16 protein-coding genes are annotated in these 18,812 nt (G+C 70.9%); 8 read left to right on the forward strand and 8 right to left on the reverse strand.

The window, feature by feature from the left end:
• Positions 1-24 precede the first annotated feature (24 nt).
• Positions 25-1,224, forward strand: coding sequence for a DivIVA domain-containing protein (locus ACZ6TB_RS15585; protein WP_465554782.1), 1,200 nt, complete (start codon positions 25-27; stop codon positions 1,222-1,224).
• A 44-nt stretch (positions 1,225-1,268) separates the two neighbouring features.
• On the opposite strand, the gene ACZ6TB_RS15590 is transcribed toward ACZ6TB_RS15585, so the two are convergent.
• On the reverse strand, positions 1,269-1,502 hold the full coding sequence (locus ACZ6TB_RS15590) for a DUF2631 domain-containing protein (RefSeq protein ID WP_465554784.1): 234 nt from the start codon (positions 1,500-1,502) through the stop codon (positions 1,269-1,271).
• Between the two features lie 99 nt (positions 1,503-1,601).
• On the opposite strand from ACZ6TB_RS15590, the gene ACZ6TB_RS15595 reads away from it, so the two are divergent.
• Positions 1,602-3,158: a Rieske 2Fe-2S domain-containing protein gene (locus tag ACZ6TB_RS15595; protein ID WP_465554786.1), complete on the forward strand. Its 1,557-nt coding sequence runs from the start codon at positions 1,602-1,604 to the stop codon at positions 3,156-3,158.
• 1,355 nt (positions 3,159-4,513) lie between these two features.
• Here ACZ6TB_RS15595 and ACZ6TB_RS15600 read toward each other — a convergent pair.
• Positions 4,514-6,115, reverse strand: coding sequence for a phytoene desaturase family protein (locus ACZ6TB_RS15600; protein WP_465554788.1), 1,602 nt, complete (start codon positions 6,113-6,115; stop codon positions 4,514-4,516).
• 73 nt (positions 6,116-6,188) lie between these two features.
• Positions 6,189-7,004 carry a YhjD/YihY/BrkB family envelope integrity protein gene (locus ACZ6TB_RS15605; RefSeq protein ID WP_465554790.1) on the reverse strand — a complete coding sequence of 272 codons (816 nt, stop codon included), beginning with the start codon at positions 7,002-7,004 and terminating at the stop codon, positions 6,189-6,191.
• Here ACZ6TB_RS15605 and dxr point away from each other — a divergent pair.
• The 3 genes from dxr to ispG are packed head-to-tail and all read left to right on the forward strand — an operon-like array spanning position 7,003 to position 10,638.
• Positions 7,003-8,193: a 1-deoxy-D-xylulose-5-phosphate reductoisomerase gene (gene dxr, locus ACZ6TB_RS15610; protein WP_465554792.1), complete on the forward strand. Its 1,191-nt coding sequence runs from the start codon at positions 7,003-7,005 to the stop codon at positions 8,191-8,193. The genes ACZ6TB_RS15605 and dxr overlap by 2 nt on opposite strands.
• Positions 8,193-9,458 (forward strand): M50 family metallopeptidase, encoded by a 1,266-nt coding sequence (locus ACZ6TB_RS15615; protein ID WP_465554794.1) that lies wholly within the window; start codon positions 8,193-8,195, stop codon positions 9,456-9,458. Before dxr ends, ACZ6TB_RS15615 begins: the two co-directional genes overlap by 1 nt.
• Positions 9,459-9,465: 7 nt before the next feature.
• A complete protein-coding gene (gene ispG, locus ACZ6TB_RS15620) occupies positions 9,466-10,638 on the forward strand; it encodes a flavodoxin-dependent (E)-4-hydroxy-3-methylbut-2-enyl-diphosphate synthase (protein WP_465554796.1) in 1,173 nt (390 codons plus the stop codon).
• A 23-nt stretch (positions 10,639-10,661) separates the two neighbouring features.
• Here ispG and ACZ6TB_RS15625 read toward each other — a convergent pair whose 3' ends face one another.
• Positions 10,662-11,015 carry a hypothetical protein gene (locus ACZ6TB_RS15625; RefSeq protein ID WP_465554798.1) on the reverse strand — a complete coding sequence of 118 codons (354 nt, stop codon included), beginning with the start codon at positions 11,013-11,015 and terminating at the stop codon, positions 10,662-10,664.
• Between the two features lie 68 nt (positions 11,016-11,083).
• Between ACZ6TB_RS15625 and ACZ6TB_RS15630 the strand changes: the two genes are divergently transcribed.
• A complete protein-coding gene (locus ACZ6TB_RS15630) occupies positions 11,084-11,467 on the forward strand; it encodes a VOC family protein (protein ID WP_465554800.1) in 384 nt (127 codons plus the stop codon).
• An 896-nt stretch (positions 11,468-12,363) separates the two neighbouring features.
• Here ACZ6TB_RS15630 and ACZ6TB_RS15635 read toward each other — a convergent pair.
• Genes ACZ6TB_RS15635 through ACZ6TB_RS15645 form a run of 3 tightly spaced genes read right to left on the reverse strand, consistent with a single transcriptional unit; the run spans position 12,364 to position 15,738 of the window.
• On the reverse strand, positions 12,364-12,951 hold the full coding sequence (locus ACZ6TB_RS15635) for a TetR/AcrR family transcriptional regulator (RefSeq protein WP_465555556.1): 588 nt from the start codon (positions 12,949-12,951) through the stop codon (positions 12,364-12,366).
• Between the two features lie 37 nt (positions 12,952-12,988).
• Entirely contained in the window at positions 12,989-15,133 is a 2,145-nt protein-coding gene (locus tag ACZ6TB_RS15640) for a YhgE/Pip family protein (RefSeq protein WP_465554802.1), read from the reverse strand.
• Positions 15,130-15,738 carry an ABC transporter ATP-binding protein gene (locus tag ACZ6TB_RS15645; protein WP_465554804.1) on the reverse strand — a complete coding sequence of 203 codons (609 nt, stop codon included), beginning with the start codon at positions 15,736-15,738 and terminating at the stop codon, positions 15,130-15,132. The genes ACZ6TB_RS15640 and ACZ6TB_RS15645 overlap by 4 nt, the downstream gene beginning before the upstream one ends.
• A gap of 114 nt (positions 15,739-15,852) precedes the next feature.
• Here ACZ6TB_RS15645 and ACZ6TB_RS15650 point away from each other — a divergent pair, with 114 nt between their 5' ends.
• Positions 15,853-16,821, forward strand: coding sequence for an LLM class F420-dependent oxidoreductase (locus tag ACZ6TB_RS15650; RefSeq protein WP_465554806.1), 969 nt, complete (start codon positions 15,853-15,855; stop codon positions 16,819-16,821).
• A 50-nt stretch (positions 16,822-16,871) separates the two neighbouring features.
• On the opposite strand, the gene ACZ6TB_RS15655 is transcribed toward ACZ6TB_RS15650, so the two are convergent.
• The gene (locus ACZ6TB_RS15655; protein ID WP_465555557.1) at positions 16,872-17,429 is read right to left on the reverse strand and encodes a PadR family transcriptional regulator; all 558 of its coding nucleotides are present in this window, start codon (positions 17,427-17,429) and stop codon (positions 16,872-16,874) included.
• A gap of 168 nt (positions 17,430-17,597) precedes the next feature.
• On the opposite strand from ACZ6TB_RS15655, the gene ACZ6TB_RS15660 reads away from it, so the two are divergent.
• Positions 17,598-18,437 (forward strand): GNAT family N-acetyltransferase, encoded by an 840-nt coding sequence (locus ACZ6TB_RS15660; protein ID WP_465554808.1) that lies wholly within the window; start codon positions 17,598-17,600, stop codon positions 18,435-18,437.
• Positions 18,438-18,812 lie beyond the last annotated feature (375 nt).

Below are 18,812 nucleotides of genomic sequence, written 5' to 3' on the forward strand. Positions count from 1 at the left end.
CCGGCGAGCGGAGTGGGAGACGTTGTGACGAGTCAGGGGCAGCGTTTCCGGCGGCGTGCGCTGCGGCGCGGCTACAAGGTCGACGAGGTCGACGGTTTCCTCGACCGAGTGGAGGCGACCCTGGCCGGCGAGTCGGTCGGCCCGCCCGTCGGCGCCCAGGAGGTGCACGACGTCGTCTTCCGGGTGCGCTTCGGCGGCTACGACGAGTGGCAGGTCGACCTTCACCTCGACCGGGTGGAGCGGCAGCTCGCCGAGCTCGAGGACCGTGGCGGCCGGCCCCCGGCGCCGGACCCGATGCGTGACTCCCTGCGGAGCGGCCTCAACACCGGCAGCATGAACACCGGCGGCATGAGCTCCGGCGGCGGTCTCGCCGGCCGGGGCGCGGCCGGGATGGCCGGCGCGGGCATGGGCGGCCTCGGCCCCGGCCCGGGCGGCCCTGGCAGCGGCATGGGCGGCCCGCGCAGCGACATGACCGGCGGCGGCATGACCGGTGGCGGCATGACCGGCGGCGGCCGGATGGCCCCGCCGACCGAGCGCCTCCCGGCCCCGATCCGCGAGGACCGGATGCAGCCCCAGCAGATGCCGCCCCGGGGCCAGGACCCGTACGGCCGCGGTTACGACGAGCCCCAGCCGTACGGCCAGCAGCAGCAGCCCCAGCAGCAGCAGCTTCCGCAGCGCCAGGGCCCGCCCCCGGGCTATGACCCGAGCGGCTACGACACCGGCGGCTTCGACGGGTTCGAGGCCGGGCGGCACGGCAAGACCGACATGACCGCCGAGATCCGCATGCCGCAGCGCGAGCAGGACTCCCGCGGCTACGGCGAGCCCGGTGGTTACGGCGAGCCCGACCCGCGCGGTGGCTACGGCGGTCCGCCGATGAGCGGTCCGCCGATGTCCGGCCCGCCGATGTCCGGTGGCGGCGGTTACGGCGCTCAGGCGCAGCCGCAGCTGCCCCCGCCGATGGGCGAGCCCGGCGGCGAGCTCTACCGCGTCGACCAGCTGCGTCGCACGTTCCAGGTGCGCCGCTTCGGCAGCGGGTACGACCCGATGCAGGTCGACCGCCTCTTCGAGGGCATCCTGCAGGCGATGACCGGTCGCGGCCCGATGCCGGTGCCGGAGAACGAGCTCGACATGCTCCAGTTCGGGCTGGTCCCGGGCGGCTACTTCGAGGCCGAGGTCGACGCGGCCCTGCGCGAGGTCAAGGACATCCTGCTGAGGCATCGGTAACGAGAAAAGGCCCGCGAAAGCGGGCCTTTTTCATGAGGTACGAGTTACTGGTCGTTGGGCTTGAGCCCGTTGCGCCGCAGCACGACATCGGCGATCACGGCGCCGATCAGGCCGAGGGCGAAGACGACGAGGAAGATGTTCTCGGTGTTGCCCTCGTGGTTACCCCAGAAGAACATGAGCATGGCCACCGCAGTGCCGAGCGCCCCGAGACGGGCCAGCTTCCGGTTGCCCGGCTTGAGCTGGTCGGGAGCGTAGACCGGGTCTTGTTCCGCAGACACGCCGAAAGTCCTTCCTCGCAGGCGATCCCAATACGGTCAAGTCTCGCACGACCGGGTACCTTCGATGCGGTCAGGACCCAAGGCGGAGGAGGAAGACCAGTGCGGATCACGGGCACCGGCCATGCCAGCATGCGGATCGACACGTCCGCCGGCAGCATTCTGTGCGACCCGTGGGTCAACCCGGCCTACTTCGCCTCCTGGTTCCCGTTCCCCGACAATTCGCTGCTGGACTGGGAGACGCTCGGCGACGTCGACTACCTCTACGTCTCCCACCTGCACCGCGACCACTTCGACGCGGCCCACCTCCGGCGCTTCATCAGCAAGAAGGCGACGGTGCTCCTCCCGGAGTACCCGACCAGCCAGCTCGAGGACGAGCTGCGTGACCTCGGCTTCACGAGCTTCCTGAAGACCAGGTCCAACGAGGTGCATGAGCTCGACGGCGGCCTCAAGGTGATGATCCAGGCGCTGACCAGCCCGACCGACGGCCCGATCGGCGACTCCTCACTCTGGGTCGAGCACGAGGGCGTCCGCGTGCTCAACCAGAACGACGCGCGCCCCACCGACCTGACCACGTTCGCCGAGCTCGGCCACGTGCACGCGCACATGCTCCAGTTCTCCGGCGCGATCTGGTACCCGATGGTCTACGAGCTGCCCGAGAGCGCCAAGACCGCGTTCGGCAAGCAGAAGCGCGACCGTCAGTTCGACCGCACCTGGCGCTACATCGACGACCTCAAGGCCGACCACGTCTTCCCGATCGCCGGCCCGCCCTGCTTCCTCGACGACGAGCTGTGGAAGTTCAACGACATCTTCGGCGACGAGGGCAACATCTTCCCCGACCAGTCGGTCTTCATGCGCGAGTACGCCGCCGTCGGCGGAACGAACGGAATCGTCCTCCTCCCCGGCTCCGTGACCGAATTGTCCACCTCGGCCGCCACCACGACACACCCCGTCGACGTGGACGAGTTCTTCGCCAACAAGTCGGCACATCTGGACGAGATGAGGCAACGGAAGGCCCCGGTCATCGCGGCCGAGAAGGCATCCTGGCGCCACCCCGAGATCGACGTGCTCGGCGAGCTCAAGAAGCGCATCGAGCCCCTGCTCGAAGAGTCGATCTACATGGCCCAGGGCGTCGGCGGCCCGGTCCGCTTCGACTTCACCGACACCGACGGCCCCACCGGCAACATCATCGAGTCGATCGTGGTCGACTTCCCCGGCAAGCAGGTGCGCCCCTACGCCGACGAGAAGGTCCGCTACCGTTTCAAGACCGGCCGGGGCCTGGTCGAGCACCTGATCCACATAGACGAGGGCGACTGGGTCAACAGCCTGTTCCTGAGCTGCCGCTTCTCCGCCGCCCGCATCGGCCAGTACAACGAGTTCGTCTACGCGTTCTTCAAGTGCCTCAGCGAGGAGCGCCTGCAATACGCCGAGGGCTGGTACGACGAGCACGAGAAGGCAGTCGAGGCCGAGGACACGCAGCTGGGCGACTGGACCCTCCAGCGCCGTTGCCCCCACCTGAAGGCCGACCTGAGCCGTTTCGGCATCGTCGAGGGCAACACGCTGACCTGCCAGCTGCACGGCTGGAAGTTCGACCTGCCGAGCGGCCGCTGCCTGACGAGCGTCGGCCACAAGATCCGCGCCGAGAAGACGAACCCGTAAAAGATCAAATGCACGATGTCCCACGCGGGTGGGGCGTACGGACCGTCGCTCCCGCGGGGGACCCGGGCGGGCCGAGCAGGGCGCTGACGCGCCCAAACCGCTAGCCCCACCCGGGCGACGTGCGTGAGCGGTAACGCTCACCCCAAGCCCGTTCCCCCGCAGCGACCCCAAGCGCATCGCACCCGCTCGTTGCCGGCGGCGCTCAGCTCCGACCCGTCCCTGTGGATAGCCCCGCGAATTGTCGTAGCCAGGCCGTAGGTTCGCCCCACCCAGTTTTCGGGTGGGGTCTGGCCCGGCGGCGTTCGGGGTGCGAGCGCAGGCCGGCGGCGTTCGCAGTACGGCGCAGGCTCGCGGTGTTCGCCGTGAGCGCAGGCCCGCGGCGTTCGCTGTAAGGCGCAGGCTCGCGGTGTTCGCAGTAAGGCGCAGGCGCGCGGTGTTCGCAGTAAGGCGCAGGCCCGCGGCGTTCCCTGTGTAAGGCGCAGGCCCGCGGCGTTCCCTGTAAGGCGCAGGCTCGCGGTGTTCGCAGTGAGCGCAGGCGGTCGGCGCTCGCGGTAGCGCGCAGGCGGTAGGCCTCAACGCCACACTCTCGGTGCAGGGCGGCTCGTCGCTGGTGGCGTTCCCAATGGCGCGCAGGCTGGCGGCCTCGACGGCAATGCACCTGTGGACAGCCCGCAAGAATTGTCATAGCCATGCCCTACGTTGACCCCACCCAGTTCCGGGTGGGGTCCGGACCGGCGCGTTCGGAGTGGGTCCGGCTGGCGGTCTCCGGGCAGCGCGGGCTGGCGGCCTCGACGGCAATGCACCTGTGGATAGCTCGCAAGAATTGTCGTAGCCAGGCCCTACGTTGGCCCCACCCAGTTCGGGGTGGGGCTCAGCCTGGCGGCGGGCCGAGTGGGCGCAGGCTGGCGGCATTCAGGGCGGGGCGCAGAGCGGCGGCGTTTCAGGGCAGGGCGCAGAGCGGCGGCGTTTCAGGGCGGGGCGCAGAGCGGCGGCGTTTCAGGGCGGGGCGCAGAGCGGCGGCGTTTCAGGGCGGGGCGCAGAGCGGCGGCGTTCGGGGTGGGGCGCGCAGGCTGGTGGTGGGCGGGGGCGCGCGCAGGCCGACGGCGTTCGGGGAGATCCAGGCCGGCGGCATTGGAGGCGACCACAAGCCGGCGGCGCTACGGGGCGGGGCGCAGGCTAGCGGTGGCACCGGGCGCGCACATGCCGACGGCGTTCGGCGAGATCCAGGCCGGCGGCATTCGAGGCGACCAAAAGCCGGCGGCGCTCCGGGTACGCGCAGACCACCGGCGTCGCACATGCGTGCGGCCGCCACCCCCGAGCGGGGCGACGGCCGCGACTTCGTCGAGGCTGCCGGGCTACTTACCCAGGTCGGCGAGGATGCGCTTGGCGACGTTGTGGCCGGCGGCGCCGATCACCGAGCCTGCGGGGTGGGTGCCGGCCGAGCCGGCGTACAGGCCGTCTACGCCGGTGAAGTACGGCATGCGCTCGTTGAAGGCGACCGTGTTGTCGACGTGGTGGATGTGGCCGCCGGTGATGCCGAAATGCTTCTCGATGCCGGGCGGGGTCAGTGGCATCACGTCCGCCACCAGGTCGGACGTGCCGGGGGCATAACGGTCGCAGATCGCGAGCAGCTGCTGGACGTAGCCCGGCAGCGCCTCCTCCCAGGTCGTGCCCGTCAGCTCGTAGGGCACCGACTGCACGAACAGCGCCGACGAGTGGTGGCCCGCGGCGTCCTGCAATGACGGGTCGACGGTCGTGTGCACGTACCACTCGATGGTCGGCTCGGCCGGCAGCTGCCCGGCCTGGACCTCCGCCCACATGGCCCGCAGGGCCGCCATCGGCGACTCGCGGTCGTCGGCGCCGGCGGTGGCCAGACCGGCCGAACCCGGCAGCAGGTGGATCGTCGAGCCGAACGGCGACGCCGCGTCGGGCGGCAGGCAGGAGAACCGCGGCAGGTCACGCAGCGCGAGGTTGAGCTTCAGCGTGGTGCCGGGGCGCTTGACCGCCGCCATGCGCGACGTGAGCTCGGCCGGAATGACGCCCGAAGGAACAAGGCTCATCAGCCGGTACGGGTCACAGGCGCCGAGCACCACGCGGGCCGACAGGGTCCGGCCGTCGGCGAGCACGACCCCACTGGCCGCGCCCCCGTCCATGGTGACGGCGGTGACCTCGGCGTCGGTGAACAGCTGTGCGCCGGCCGCCCGGGCCGCCTCGGCGAACGTGCGCGAGACGGTGCCCATGCCGCCCTGCGCGATCATCCAGGTGCCGTCCGCGCCCGGCAGCCGGCACATGTTGTGCACCAGGAAGTTGTGACCCGTGCCGGCGTCGTCGGGGCCGGCGTTCAGACCGGAGAGGCCGTCGGTCACCGCGTACATGCTCATCAGCAGTTCGCTCTTGAATCCGAACCGGGCCAGGTAATCGGCGACCGAGCCGCGCACCAGATCGATGAACGTGCTCTGCAGCTGCGGCCGGATGTGCCGGTCGGCGATCTCCTCGACCGTGCCCGGCTCCTCGAGCCAGGCGGGCGCGAGATCGGACCGCAGCGCCGCGATCTCGACCGCGAGCTGCTCGTCGGCGGCGATGTCGCGCGGCGAGAAGAAGCGCTCGAGCTGGGCGCGCGTGGAGGCCTGGTCGCGGCCGAAGAGGAGGTACGGCGAGCCGGCCGCCCCGGGGGTGGGCAGGAAGTAGTGCGGATCGCGGCGCAGGACCGGGATGTCGACGTCGAGCGTGCGCAGCAGCTCGGGCGGCATGAGGCCGAGGAGGTAGGAGCCGGTGGACTGGCCGAGGCCGGGAACCTTGGCGAACGGCCGCTCGGTGCGGGTCGCCCCGCCCAGCACGCTCGCGGACTCGAGCACGACGACGTCGAGCCCGGCCCGTGCCAGCAGAATCGCGGAGACGAGACCGTTGTGACCGGCGCCGACAATCACGACGTCGGCGCGGGCGGGGATGGGGGTCATGACGTGCGAGCGTAGCGCGCGTTGTTGAGTGCTCGCTTCAGCGTTTCGTATGCGAAATGTGTCTCGGAGTTACTCAACCGTTCCGCTTGGTCAGCGACCAGGTGACGGCGTAACCGGCCAGCAGGATCACATGGAGTAGATAGAGCCACAGGCCCACCGCCACCATGCCGCCGATCTGGTCGAAACCGCCGAACGGGGCGCCCAGGTTCAGGGGCAGCGAGCAGAACAGCACGAAGCCGTGCAGGAAGCCGGCCAGGTTCGCGGCGGTGAACGAGCCGATCACGACGGTCACCAGCCAGCGGGGGCGGCCGGGCGCCACGTACCGGTAGACCCAGATGACCACCGGCGTGAGCACGAGCCAGCATGCGAGGAACGACAGAACCACTGCTAACACCGCGTACCACCCGCCGCGTACCCACAGGGAACTTGTCGCGGGAAGCGCGAGAAACATCGCCAGCAGCAACGCCGGCGCCGCCGCCAATGCCGGCAACCAGAGCAAGCGGCCTTTCCAGCCGACCGCGGTGTCCCGGATGTCCGGCTCGCGCAGCGAGACGAACGCGCGCCGCAGACCCTCGCCGTAGAGCGTGGCCGGCAGCAGGCTGGCCAGCGCGAAGACCGGCGTCAGGCGCAGGCCCGCGTCGATCAGCACGGCCAGGGCGTGCGGCGCGCCGATCTCGGACGGCAGCGCCGCGATCGTGTGGGCGGTCAGGCGCCGTACCCGGTCCGCGCCTGCCACCCGCCCGGTGACCCAGATCGCCAGCAGGGCGATCGGCACCACCGCGATCCCGCCGTAGAAAGTGACCGCGGCCGCCCGCAGCGCGACGTCACGACCTCGAAACAGCTCCACCGGTTCCCTATACCCAGAACGCGTCCGGGAAGATTGCCCCATGCGCGACCTCGTTCTGCTGGGCTCGACGGGTTCCATCGGCACCCAGGCCATCGACATCGTCCGCCGCAACCCCGACCGCTTCCGCGTGGTCGCCCTCGGCGCGGGCGGCGGCAACGTCGAGTTGCTCGCGGCCCAGGCGCTCGAGCTCGGCGCCGAAGTGGTCGGCGTGGCCCGGGCCAGCGTCGTCCAGGATCTCCAGCTCGCCTTCTACGCCGAGGCGCAGAAGCGCGGCTACGCCACCGGCGGCTTCCGCATCCCCAAGATCGTGGCGGGACCGGACGCGATGACCGAGCTCGCCCGCGTCCCCTGCGACGTGGTGCTCAACGGCGTGGTCGGCAGCCTCGGCCTCGCGCCCACGCTGGCCGCGCTCGAGTCCGGACGCATCCTCGCGCTGGCCAACAAGGAGTCGCTCGTCGCCGGCGGCCCGCTGGTTCACAAGATCGCGAAGCCGGGCCAGATCGTGCCGGTCGACTCCGAGCACTCGGCGCTCGCCCAGTGCCTGCGCGGCGGCACGGCGACCGAGGTGACCAAGCTCATCCTGACCGCGAGCGGCGGCGCCTTCCGCGGGCGGCGGCGCGAGGAGCTGACCGACGTCACCCCGGAGGACGCGCTCAAGCACCCGACGTGGGACATGGGCCCGGTCGTCACGATCAACACGGCCACCATGGTCAACAAGGGCCTCGAGGTGATCGAGGCGCACGAGCTGTTCGGCATCGCGTACGACGACATCGAGGTGATGGTCCACCCGCAGTCGGTGATCCACTCGATGGTCGAGTTCGCCGACGGCTCCACGTTGGCGCAGGCCAGCCCGCCCGACATGCGGTTGCCGATCGCGCTCGCGCTGGCCTGGCCCGAGCGGGTGCCGGGGGCCGCGCCGGCCGTGAACTGGCGTGAGGCGCACAACTGGGAGTTGCGCCCTCTCGACGACGAGGCATTTCCCGCCGTACGCCTGGCGAAGGAAGCGGGCCGGACCGGTCGCTGCCGCCCGGCCATCTACAACGCCGCCAACGAAGAGTGTGTGGCCGCGTTCGTCGCCGGTCGGCTACCTTTTCTGGGCATCGTCGACACCCTGGAGCGAGTTCTCGCATCGGCTCCGGAGTTTGCCGAGCCGGGTAACGTCGAGGAAGTGCTAGCCGCGGAGGCATGGGCCCGTGCCCAGGCACAGCAGATGATCGCTGAAGGAGCCTGATGCTTTACTGGCTGGGAGTGGCCGGTTTCGCGCTGACCATTTTGATCTCGGTGAGCCTGCACGAGGCGGGCCACATGATCACCGCCAAGCGCTTCGGCATGAAGGTCACCCGCTACTTCGTCGGCTTCGGTCCGACACTCTTCTCGTGGCGGCGCGGCGAGACGGAGTACGGCCTCAAGGCCATCCCGCTCGGCGGCTTCTGCAAGATCGTCGGCATGACGCCGCAGGACGACGACGTCGAGCCGGCCGACCAGCCGCGGGCGATGTGGCGCTTCCCGGTGTGGAAGCGGACGATCGTCATGTCCGCCGGCTCGATCACCCACTTCCTGCTCGCGCTGGCCGCGGCCTGGGTGGTGGCGTTCACGCTCGGCCTGCCCAACACGCACTACCCGACGACGAACGCGGACGAGGCCACGCAGAAGGCGTACGTCACGGTCTCGGACTGCACCTGGGTCACCATCCCGGCGAGCGCGCAGACCTGCGTGGTGGGCCAGGACGGCGGGGTTGCCGGGCCGGCCTACGCGGCCGGCATCCGCGACGGAGACCTGATCACCAAGGTCGGCGACACCCCGATCAGCACGTACGGGGATCTGACCGACGCCATTCGATCGCAGCCGGCCGGCCAGGTGCCGTTCGAGTTCGTGCGGGACGGCGTCACCAAGACCGTCTCCGTCGACCTGGTCACCGCCGACCGCAAGCCGCTCACCGACGACAGCGCCTCGACCAGCAAGGTCTCGGTGGCCGCGCTCGGGTGGGCCGACGTCGGCGTCCCGACCACGATCAAGTACAACGTGGGGTCGGCGGTCCCGGCCACGTTCGGCTACGGCTGGTTCATCGTCGAGAACACGTTCAAGTCGCTCGGCCGCATCCCCGAGAAGGTGCCGGCCCTGTGGCACTCGCTCACCGGCAGCGAGCGCGACCCGGACACCCCGATCAGCGTGGTCGGCGCGAGCCGGCTCGGCGGCGAGGCGATCGAGCACGGCGTGCCCGAGCTGTTCCTCAACATCTTCATCACGCTGAACATCTTCATCGGCATCTTCAACCTGCTGCCGCTGCTGCCGCTCGACGGCGGTCACATCGCGATCGCCTGGTTCGAACGGGTCCGGTCGTGGCTCTATGCTCGCCTGCGCCGGCCCGACCCGGGTCGCGTGGACTACTACAAGCTCATGCCGATCACGTACGCGGTGATTCTGATCGGTGGCGCGTTCACCCTGTTGACCGTCACCGCCGATATCGTCAACCCGATCCAGATCTTCAATAGGTGATGCGACAGTGACCGCAGTCAGTCTCGGTATGCCGGCCGTGCCCCCGCCGCCGCTGGCGCCCCGGCGGCAAAGCCGCCAGATCATGGTGGGCAGCGTGCCGGTGGGCGGCGGCGCGCCGATCAGCGTGCAGTCGATGACGACCACGCTCACCTCGGACGTGAACGCGACCCTCCAGCAGATCGCCGAGCTGACCGCCTCGGGCTGCCAGATCGTCCGGGTCGCGGTGCCGTCGCAGGACGACGTCGAGGCGCTCCCCGCGATCGCCAAGAAGTCGCAGATCCCGGTGATCGCCGACATCCACTTCCAGCCGAAGTACGTGTTCGCGGCCATCGACGCCGGCTGCGCGGCGGTCCGGGTCAACCCCGGCAACATCCGCCAGTTCGACGACAAGGTCAAGGAGATCGCCCGGGCGGCGTCCGCGGCCCACGTCCCGATCCGCATCGGCGTGAACGCGGGCAGCCTCGACAAGCGCCTGCTCGAGAAGTACGGCAAGGCCACGGCCGAGGCCCTGGTCGAGTCGGCGCTCTGGGAGTGCTCGCTGTTCGAGGAGCACGGCTTCCGCGACATCAAGATCTCGGTGAAGCACAACGACCCGGTCGTCATGATCCGGGCCTACCGGCAGCTGGCCGAGCAGTGCGACTACCCGCTGCACCTCGGCGTCACCGAGGCCGGCCCGTCGTTCCAGGGCACGATCAAGAGCTCGGTCGCGTTCGGCGCGCTGCTGGCCGAGGGCATCGGCGACACGATCCGGGTGTCACTGTCGGCCCCGCCGGTCGAGGAGATCAAGGTCGGCAACGCGATCCTCGAGTCGCTGGGCCTGCGCGAGCGCGGCCTCGAGATCGTCTCCTGTCCGTCCTGCGGCCGCGCCCAGGTCGACGTCTACACGCTGGCCGAGCAGGTCACCGCGGCGCTCGAGGGCTTCCCGGTGCCGCTGCGGGTGGCGGTCATGGGCTGCGTCGTGAACGGTCCGGGCGAGGCCCGCGAGGCCGACCTGGGCGTCGCGTCCGGCAACGGCAAGGGTCAGATCTTCGTGAAGGGCAAGGTCATCAAGACCGTCCCCGAGTCGATCATCGTGGAGACCCTGGTCGAGGAGGCCCTGCGGCTGGCCGACGAGATGGGCGCCGACCTGCCCGACGAGCTGCGCGAGCTGCTTCCCGGCCCGCAGGTGACCGTGCACTGACTCTCCGTGGTTGTCACGCAACTTCAGGAGACACGCCTGGACGACCGGGGGTCCATCAGGGCCTCCGGCGTCGGCCAACAGGCCGGCGGCGGCCCGCCGATCCACATGTACTCCAGCCGGTCGAGGGCGCCGTCGTGCCCGAACAAAAAGATCGCGTCGCCGTCGGTGCCCGCGACCCGGGCGTCGGCGATGAGTTCGAGGCCGTCCGCGTCGTCGCGGAAATCGACGGTCGGGCAGCCGCAGGAACAGCCGCCGACAACCCGCAGATCGGGGATCTGAAGCAGCAGCCCGCCCGCCTCCGGGCAATGCAGGTTGAGCAGGGTCGAGACGATCGCTTGCTCGTTCTGGTTCAGAAGTCGCCCGGTCTCCGTCGTCATGCCGACAGGGTGACAGAGCGATGCGACTCCTCTTCGTAATCGTTTCGCGATCTGCCACGCTAACGGTCATGCGATCAAGGGCAAACGGCATGTGGTGGGGCGCGGCGATCGAGGCCCCCGACCCCGGCGCGCTGGCACGGTTCTACTCGGAGCTGCTCGACTGGCCGATCGGCCACGAGGAGCCCGGCACGGCGATCGTGGCCGTTCCCGGGGGTGCGAGCTTCCTGGTCTTCCAGCAGGCGACGGACTATGAGCGGCCGGTCTGGCCGCCGGCCAAGGGCGAGCAGCGGCCGATGACGCATTTCGACTTCCAGGTCGGGGATCTGGAGTCAGCGGTGGCGGAGGCCCTGGCGTTGGGCGCGACGCTGGCCGCGCACCAGCCGCAGGAGAACGTGCGGGTGTTGTTCGACCCGGCCGGCCACCCGTTCTGCCTCTGCCGCGACGACGGCTGATCAGGGGTGCCCGCCGCGAGTGGGGGCGCTCACCAGCCCAGCTCACCAGCCGAGCCCAGCAGCCACCCCACCCCGGAACTGGGTGGGGCGAGATTACCGGCCGGCGGTGACACTTTTCGAGGGCTGTCCACAGGGCGTTGCGCAACCCTTCCCGCAACTCGGCGCCGTTGGGGCCGGCGATGTTGCAGGCTCCGACGTGGCAGCCAGATTTCGGGCACCTGGGTGAGCTCGCCCAGTTGCGGTCGATCCGCGACGCGGACTGGGCCGCTCGGCGATCGCTGCATATCGGCGAGGCCGGTGGAGTCCCGGTTCGCTGGAGTATCAACACCGACGCCAGATCTCGGCGATGATCGCCCTGAACCGGAACAACCAGCCCCGACGTCCGCAGCGGCGACAACCACGCCAACCCCACCGCCAACAGCGCAAACCCGCCCGCCACCGACAACGCCGACCGAGCCCCCGCCGCCGACGCGACCAGGCCGGCCACAAAGGACCCCAACGGCATCCCCACGCCACAGGCCGGCATGCGACCCGCGGCGTTCACCCGGCTCGGCATCGGCTCCAGGGTCTCGGCCTGGCGGTACACGATGTTGTTGCTCGCGTTCACCCCCGCCAACGACCCGGCCGCGAGCGGCGTTGCGATCAAGGCCACCCGAGGACAGCCGGAGGGGGGAGGACGACCACCGAGAGCAACCCGCCGGCGCTGAACGCCACGAACAGCAGCGACGCCGCCGGCGGCCAAGGCCAGCGGGATCGACGCCAGCGCGACCGCGTTCACCACGTCGGCGCCGACCATCAGGCGCTTCCGGTCGACCCGGTCGGCGATCAGACCGACCAGCACGTACGCGATCCCGTCGAACGCCACCACGAGACCGGTCAGCAGCGGCGGCCGGACATCACCCGACCCGGCGCACGATCGCCAGCAACGACTCCTCGACGTCCTCGATCGGGCGATCCGGCTGGAACACGAGCCAGTCGACCGCGACCACGAGCCCGATCCCGAAGAGGGCGGCCGAGGCCACCCGTACGTCCAGGTCGGCCGGAAGGTCCCCGGAGTCGACGCCCGCGCGCAGGGTTTCCGCGATCACCCCGATCGCCTGCTCGCGCAGCAGGATCAGGGTCTGGTGCCACTCGCGGTTGGTGCGCCACATCTCCGAGAGCAGCAGCTGCGCGAACGCCCGGTAGCGGCGGATGTACTCGAGCTGGGTGCGCACCAGCGCCCCCACCGCCTCGCGCGGCGGCAACCCCACGACCGCCGTGCGGAAACCGTCGGTGAGCAGGCCGATGCCGTGCCGGAGCAGCTCCTCGAAGAGGTCGTTCTTCGACTTGAAGTTGTAGTAGACGGTGCCCTTGGCGACCTTGGCGCGCAACGCGATGTCGTCCACCGTGGTGGCCGAGAAGCCCTGCTCGGCGATCAGCTCGACGGCCGCCTCGTAGAGCTTCTGCCGGGTCTCGGCCCGGCGCCGGCTACGCCCGTCCGTCACCGCCCGTTCCTCCGTCACGGCACCAGTCCATCACATCTCAGATCGCGAGCTCCGGGTGCAGCGCCGACGAGGTCAGGCGCCGGGCGCGACGGGCGACAACCACGGTCAAGATCAAGGACACCATCCCGTACGCGATGAGCGCCGCGACCCCGAGCCAGACCGGTCCCGCCGCGCCGCCGTCGATGGCGTGGCGAGCGGCCTCCACCACGTACGTCATGGGCAACAGTGGGTGGATCGCCTGGAAGAACCCCGGCGTGGTCTGCACCGGATAGGTGCCGCCGGAGGAGGTCAGCTGGAGCATGAGCAGCGCCAGCGCCACGATCCGGCCGGGCGCCCCGAGCGCCGCGCCGATCAGTTGCATGATCGCCGCGAAGGCCGCCGCCGTGAGCATCAGCAGTGCCCAGGTGAGCAGCGGATGCACCGGCGACAGGCCGAGCCCGAAACGCACCACCGCGAACAACAGCGTCGCCTGGGTGAGCCCGACCGCGACCGCGGGCAGCAGGCCGGCCAGCGCCACCCGGTAGGCGGGCGCGCCGGACATCAGGTACCGGCGGTTCAGCGGCCGCAGCACCATGTAGGTGATCATGCCGCCGACCCAGAGGGCGAGGGCCAGGAAGTAGGGCGCGAAGCCGACGCCGTACGTGCCGGCCGGGTGCCGCACCGTACGGTCGAGCCCGACCGGGTCGGCGAGGATCCCGGCCCGATGCGAGGTGTCGTCGCCATAGCCGGGGATCTGCCCGGCGCCGTCGGCGAGCTTGGTGGCCAGCTGGTTGGCGCCGCCCTCGATCTGCCCGAGCCCGTCGGCCAACTGGTGCCCGCCGGACGAGAGCGTGGCGAGTCCGCCGTCGAGCTGCCGGGCGCCGGTCGCGAGCCGGTAGATGCCGCCCTCGAGATCCTGGGCGCCGTCCTTCGCCTGCGCCGTGCCGGTCTCGAGCCGCTGCGCGCCGGTCGCGAGCCGGCCGAGCCCGGTCGCGAGCTGGTCGACCTTGGCCCGGGCCGCCTGCACGTCGTCGGCCAGGTGCGGCGCCGCCTTGGCGACCTCCCGGGCGGTGGCCGCGACCTGGGTGAGCTGCTTCTTGAGCTGGTTCAGGTCGGCCGAGTCGACCGTGTGCCGCACCTTCTCGGCCGAGGTCACCAGCCGGGCCGCGAGCGCCTTGGCGTCGGCCAGCCCGGGTGTGTCGGCGGGCAGTCCGGCGAGGTAGTCCCGCAGTTCCTCGGCGTCCTGCACGGCCTGGTCGGCGGCGGTGTCGATGGCCCCGATGTTGGCCGCGAGCGTGTCCGCGCCGCGGGCCACGAGGGTGGCGGCGTCGGCAATGGACTGTGCGTTGTCCCGCAGCACCGGCACGATCGCGTCGGCCGCCCCGTCGACGGCGGTGGCGAGCTGCTTGCCGCCGGCCGCCGCCTGCGCGGTCCCGGTCGCGAGCTGCGTGGCGCCGGCGTTGAGCTGGGTCAGCCCGTCCACGAGGTCACGGGCACCCCGGTCGGCCGTCCCGAGGCCGCTCGCGAGCTGCCCCGCGCCGTCGTGCGCCCGGTCGATCCCGTCCGCGACCTTCCCGGCCCCGTCCCGCGCCTCCCCGATCTTCCCGTCGAGCGTGGCGGCGCCGTCGGCCGCCTTCTGGGTCTGGGCCTTGAGGTCGGTGAACCCGATCAGCATCTGGTCGTAGTAGCCGGCCGACGCGCTGGTCGCCGCGGCCGCCCGCACCTCGTCGAACGCGGTGCGCGCGAAGACCCCGCTCAGATAGTTGGTGGCGTCGTCGCTGACGGCGCGCAGCTGTCCCTTCTCCGGGGCGGCGGCGTCGTCCGGGGCCGTGACCAGATCGGCCGAGAAGTCGCTCGGGATGCGCAGCAGAATCTGGTACTTGCCGCTCTCCAGCCCCCGCTCGGCGCCCTTCTCGTCGGTGACGTGCCAGTCGAAGACCTGCCGCCGGATGAGCTCGTCGGCGAGATCCTCACCCGCGTGCACCTTGGTGCCGTCGGTGGCCGTGGCCGGCCGGTCCTCGATGACCAGCGCCGCCGGGATGTGGTTGAGCCGGCCGTAGGGGTCCCAGAACGCGTAGAGGTAGAGCGCGCCGTAGAGCAGCGGCACGACGGCCAGGACGGCGAGGGCCGCCGCGGTGAGCCGGCTGCGCGTGAAGCGTTTGAGCTCCATCCCGGCCAGCGCCAATGTGGACGTACCCCTCATCGCTCCTGCTCCTGTTCATCCTTCTCGGGCCGGTTGTCGCCGAGCCGGATCACCGTGGTCACGGCCTTCTCGTCGATCTCGCGCGCGGTCAGCACGATCGCCGTCCCGGTCGCGGCGATCTCGGTCAGCAGCCCGAGCAGGTCGGCCCGCTCGGTCGCGTCGAGACCGGCGTCGAGGCCGTCCAGCGCGATCACGGCCGGATTCTCGAGCTGGGCCAGAACAAGACCCAGGACCTGTTTCCCGTACGGCGAAAGCTCGCGCCCTGGTGTTGATCGGTCGAGGCCTCGCAGTCCGACGGAATCCGCCTCGCGCCGGTCACGGCCGACCAGGGCGAGCCGCTCGCGGACGTGCTCGATGACCGTGAACACCGGTTCGGGACCGGAGACCTCGGGCACGTAGCCGAGCGCGGCCCGCCCCTCGACGGTCACCTCCCCGGCCGCGAGCCGGAAGCGCCGGGCCAGCGTGAGCAGCGCCGTCGTGCGTCCGCTGCCGGGCGGGCCGACGATCGCGACCACCTCGCCCGGCTCGACCGCGACGTCAAGATCGCGGAACAGCCAGCGGCGCCGCTGTCGGACGCCAGCCCCGCGAGCGATGAGCACCGGCATGGTCGAACTCCCTTTTTGCACTGACCAGTCAGTTCAAAAACGTACCCGCAAAGGGGCCTATTCCACACCGCCGGTGGTGGACCTCACTCGCCGCGGCAGGGCAGGATCATGCGCATGTCGATGCGATGGGGCATGACCGTTCCGCTGGGCGGGGTTCCGCTGGCCGACCACAAGGGCGTGTACGAGACGCTGGCCGAGGCCGGCTTCACCGACCTGTGGTCCTCCGAGGTCGCGGGCACCGACGCGTTCACCCCGCTGGCGCTGGCCGCCGCCTGGACCCCGGCGCTGCGCCTCGGCACCGCGATCACGCCGGTCTTCACCCGGGGGCCGGGCCTGCTCGCGATGAGCGCGGCCGCCCTCGCCGAGGCGGCGCCGGGCCGGTTCCAGCTCGGCCTCGGCTCGTCGTCCCCGGTCGTGGTCGGCGACTGGAACGCGGTGGACTTCTCCGAGCCGTACGCCCGCAGCCGCGACACGCTCCGGTTCCTCAAGGCGGCCCTGGCCGGCGAGATGGTCGACCACGACTACGGGACGTTCGCGCTGCGCCGGTTCCGCCTCGAACGGCCGCCCGCGACCCCGCCGCAGATCCTGCTGGCCGCGCTGCGCCCGGGCATGCTCCGGCTTGCCGCCGCCGAGGCCGACGGCGTGATCCTGAACTGGCTCTCGGCCGGCGACGTCACCACCGCGCTGGCCGAGACCAAGGCGGCGCCCGGCGGCTTCGAGGTCGCGGCGCGGATCTTCGTCTGCCCGACGGACGACGCCGCGTACGCCCGCGCGGTCGGTCGCCGTTTGATCGCCGCCTACCTCACCGTTCCCGCCTACGCCGCGTTCCACCGCTGGCTCGGCCGCTCGGAGACGCTGGGCCCGATGTGGCAGGCGTGGGCCGCGGGCGAGCGCAAGGCCGCGCTGGCCGCGATTCCCGACTCGGTGGTCGACGACCTGATCGTGCACGGCTCGCCTTCCGTCTGCCGTTCGAAGGTCGCGGCGTACGTGGAGGCCGGCGTGACGGTGCCGGTGATGGCGCTGCTCCCCACCCCGGCCCTGGAATCCGATCTGCTGGGAACGCTGGTTTCGCTGGGCGCTTGACGCCGGAAAGGCGCACCCCCGTGGGATGCGCCTTTCCGGTCGTGCATTGATTACTCGCTGTCGGCGAGGATCGCGTACAGCTTGCGCTTGGTCTCGTTGAGCACCTCGAGCGCCTTCTGCCGCTGCTCCGGCGTGCCGCTGAAGCCGACCTGCTTGAGCGCGCCCATGATGCCGACCGCCGCGTCGCGGAAATCCTGCACCTGGGACATCGTGTCGTCGCCGATCGAGGCCCACGGCGGGTTCTGCGCCGCGGTCTCGGCCTCGGGCCGGCCCGCGTCGGTGAGGTGGTAGCTCTTGCGACCGCCGTCGGCCTCCGCCTCGATGAGGCCCTCGTCCTCCAGCAGCTGCAGGGTCGGGTAGACCGAGCCGGGGCTGGGGCGCCAGATGCCGTTCGTGCGGGCGTCGAGCTCCTGGATCATCTCGTAGCCGTGCATCGGCCGCTCGAGAAGCAGCGCGAGCACCGCGGGCCGCACGTTGAGGCGGCTGCCGCGGCCTCCGCGGCGTTGCCCTCGCGGGCCGCCGGGGCCGAATGGACCGCCCGGGCCCCAGCCGCCGGGGCCGAACTCGTGACCGCCGAACGGGAAGCCGGGACCGAAACCGCCGCGCATGCGACGGCCGCCGTGGAAGGGGTGACCTTCAGTGTTGAACCTCATGACTATCTCCAACCTGTCGTCGATAGTTTGACGATATATCGGCAACACATCGAACGCAAGGGTTTCTGGAAAGAGGGGGTTGCTACGCGTGTCAGTGACACCGGATCTGGCAATGTGATACCTGTGCTGACGGTGCCCATTCGCCAGCTCGGGGAGTCCGAGCGCGCAGCGGTCGAGCGGATCCTCGACCGTGATCCCTACGCGGGCGCCCAGATCGCCGAGCGGGTCGCGGCCCACGGCCTGAACTGGTGGCGCTCCGACGGCCGCATCTTCGGCTACGGCGCCGGCCGGCGCGTCGAGTCGATCATCTGGTCGGGCGCCCACCTGGTCCCCGTCGGCACGACACCGACCGCCACCGCCGCCTTCGCCGACATGCTCGGCAGCGAGGCCCGCATCTGCTCGTCGATCATCGGCCGTTCCGACCAGGTGCTCGACCTGTGGGACCGCCTCGGCGGCTACTGGGGCCGCGCCCGCGACGTCCGCCCGAACCAGCCCCTGCTGGTCGCCGACCGTGACCCCGAGGTCAACGCCGATCCCGACGTACGCCTGGTCCGCCCCGGCGAGGTCGACCAGCTCTTCCCGGCCGCCGTGGCGATGTACACGGAAGAGGTGGGCGTCTCGCCCCTGCTCGACGACGGCGGCCGAGGCTACCGTCGCCGGATCGCCGAGCTGGTCAAGGGCAAGCGCGCGTACGCCAGATTCCTGGGCGACCGAGTCATCTTCAAGGCCGAGCTGGCGATCGTGACCCGCCGGACAACCCAGGTCCAGGGCGTGTGGGTCGACCCCGAGTTCCGCGGCCGGGGCCTGGCCGCCCCCGCGATGGCCGCCGTGGTCCACGACGCCCTGCGCCGGGTGTCACCCACCGTGAGCTTGTACGTGAACGACTACAACGCACCGGCCCGGCGCGTGTACGCCCGGTGCGGCTTTGTGTCGGCCGGCTCGTTCGCGACCGTCCTCTTCTGACGCGCCCGCTGTCGCGCCCTGCGGCCGGCCCGACGTCATCAGCACCCGTGGGAGCGCTTAGCTGACGCGCGACCAGCGGCGAGTGGTTGGTGGTGGGATCAGGCCGCCGGCGTTGCGGGGACGGGGTCCGGAGGCCGCGCGGGATATCCCATCCAGCCCCGCCGAATCCAGCCCCGCCGAATCCAGCCCCGCCGAACCCAAGCCCGCCCTGCGGAACCCCACCCCGTTCTTGGGTGGGGTCGAGTAAAGCGGCGGGGTCCGACAAGTTTTCGCCGTTGTCCTCAGGCGGGGCCGCTTTCTCAGGCCGGGTCGTTGTCGCCGGGTGGGGTCGTTGTCGCCGGGTGGGGTCGTTGTCGCCGGGTGGGGTCGTTGTCG

This window comes from Actinoplanes sp. NPDC051537 (assembly GCF_055586105.1).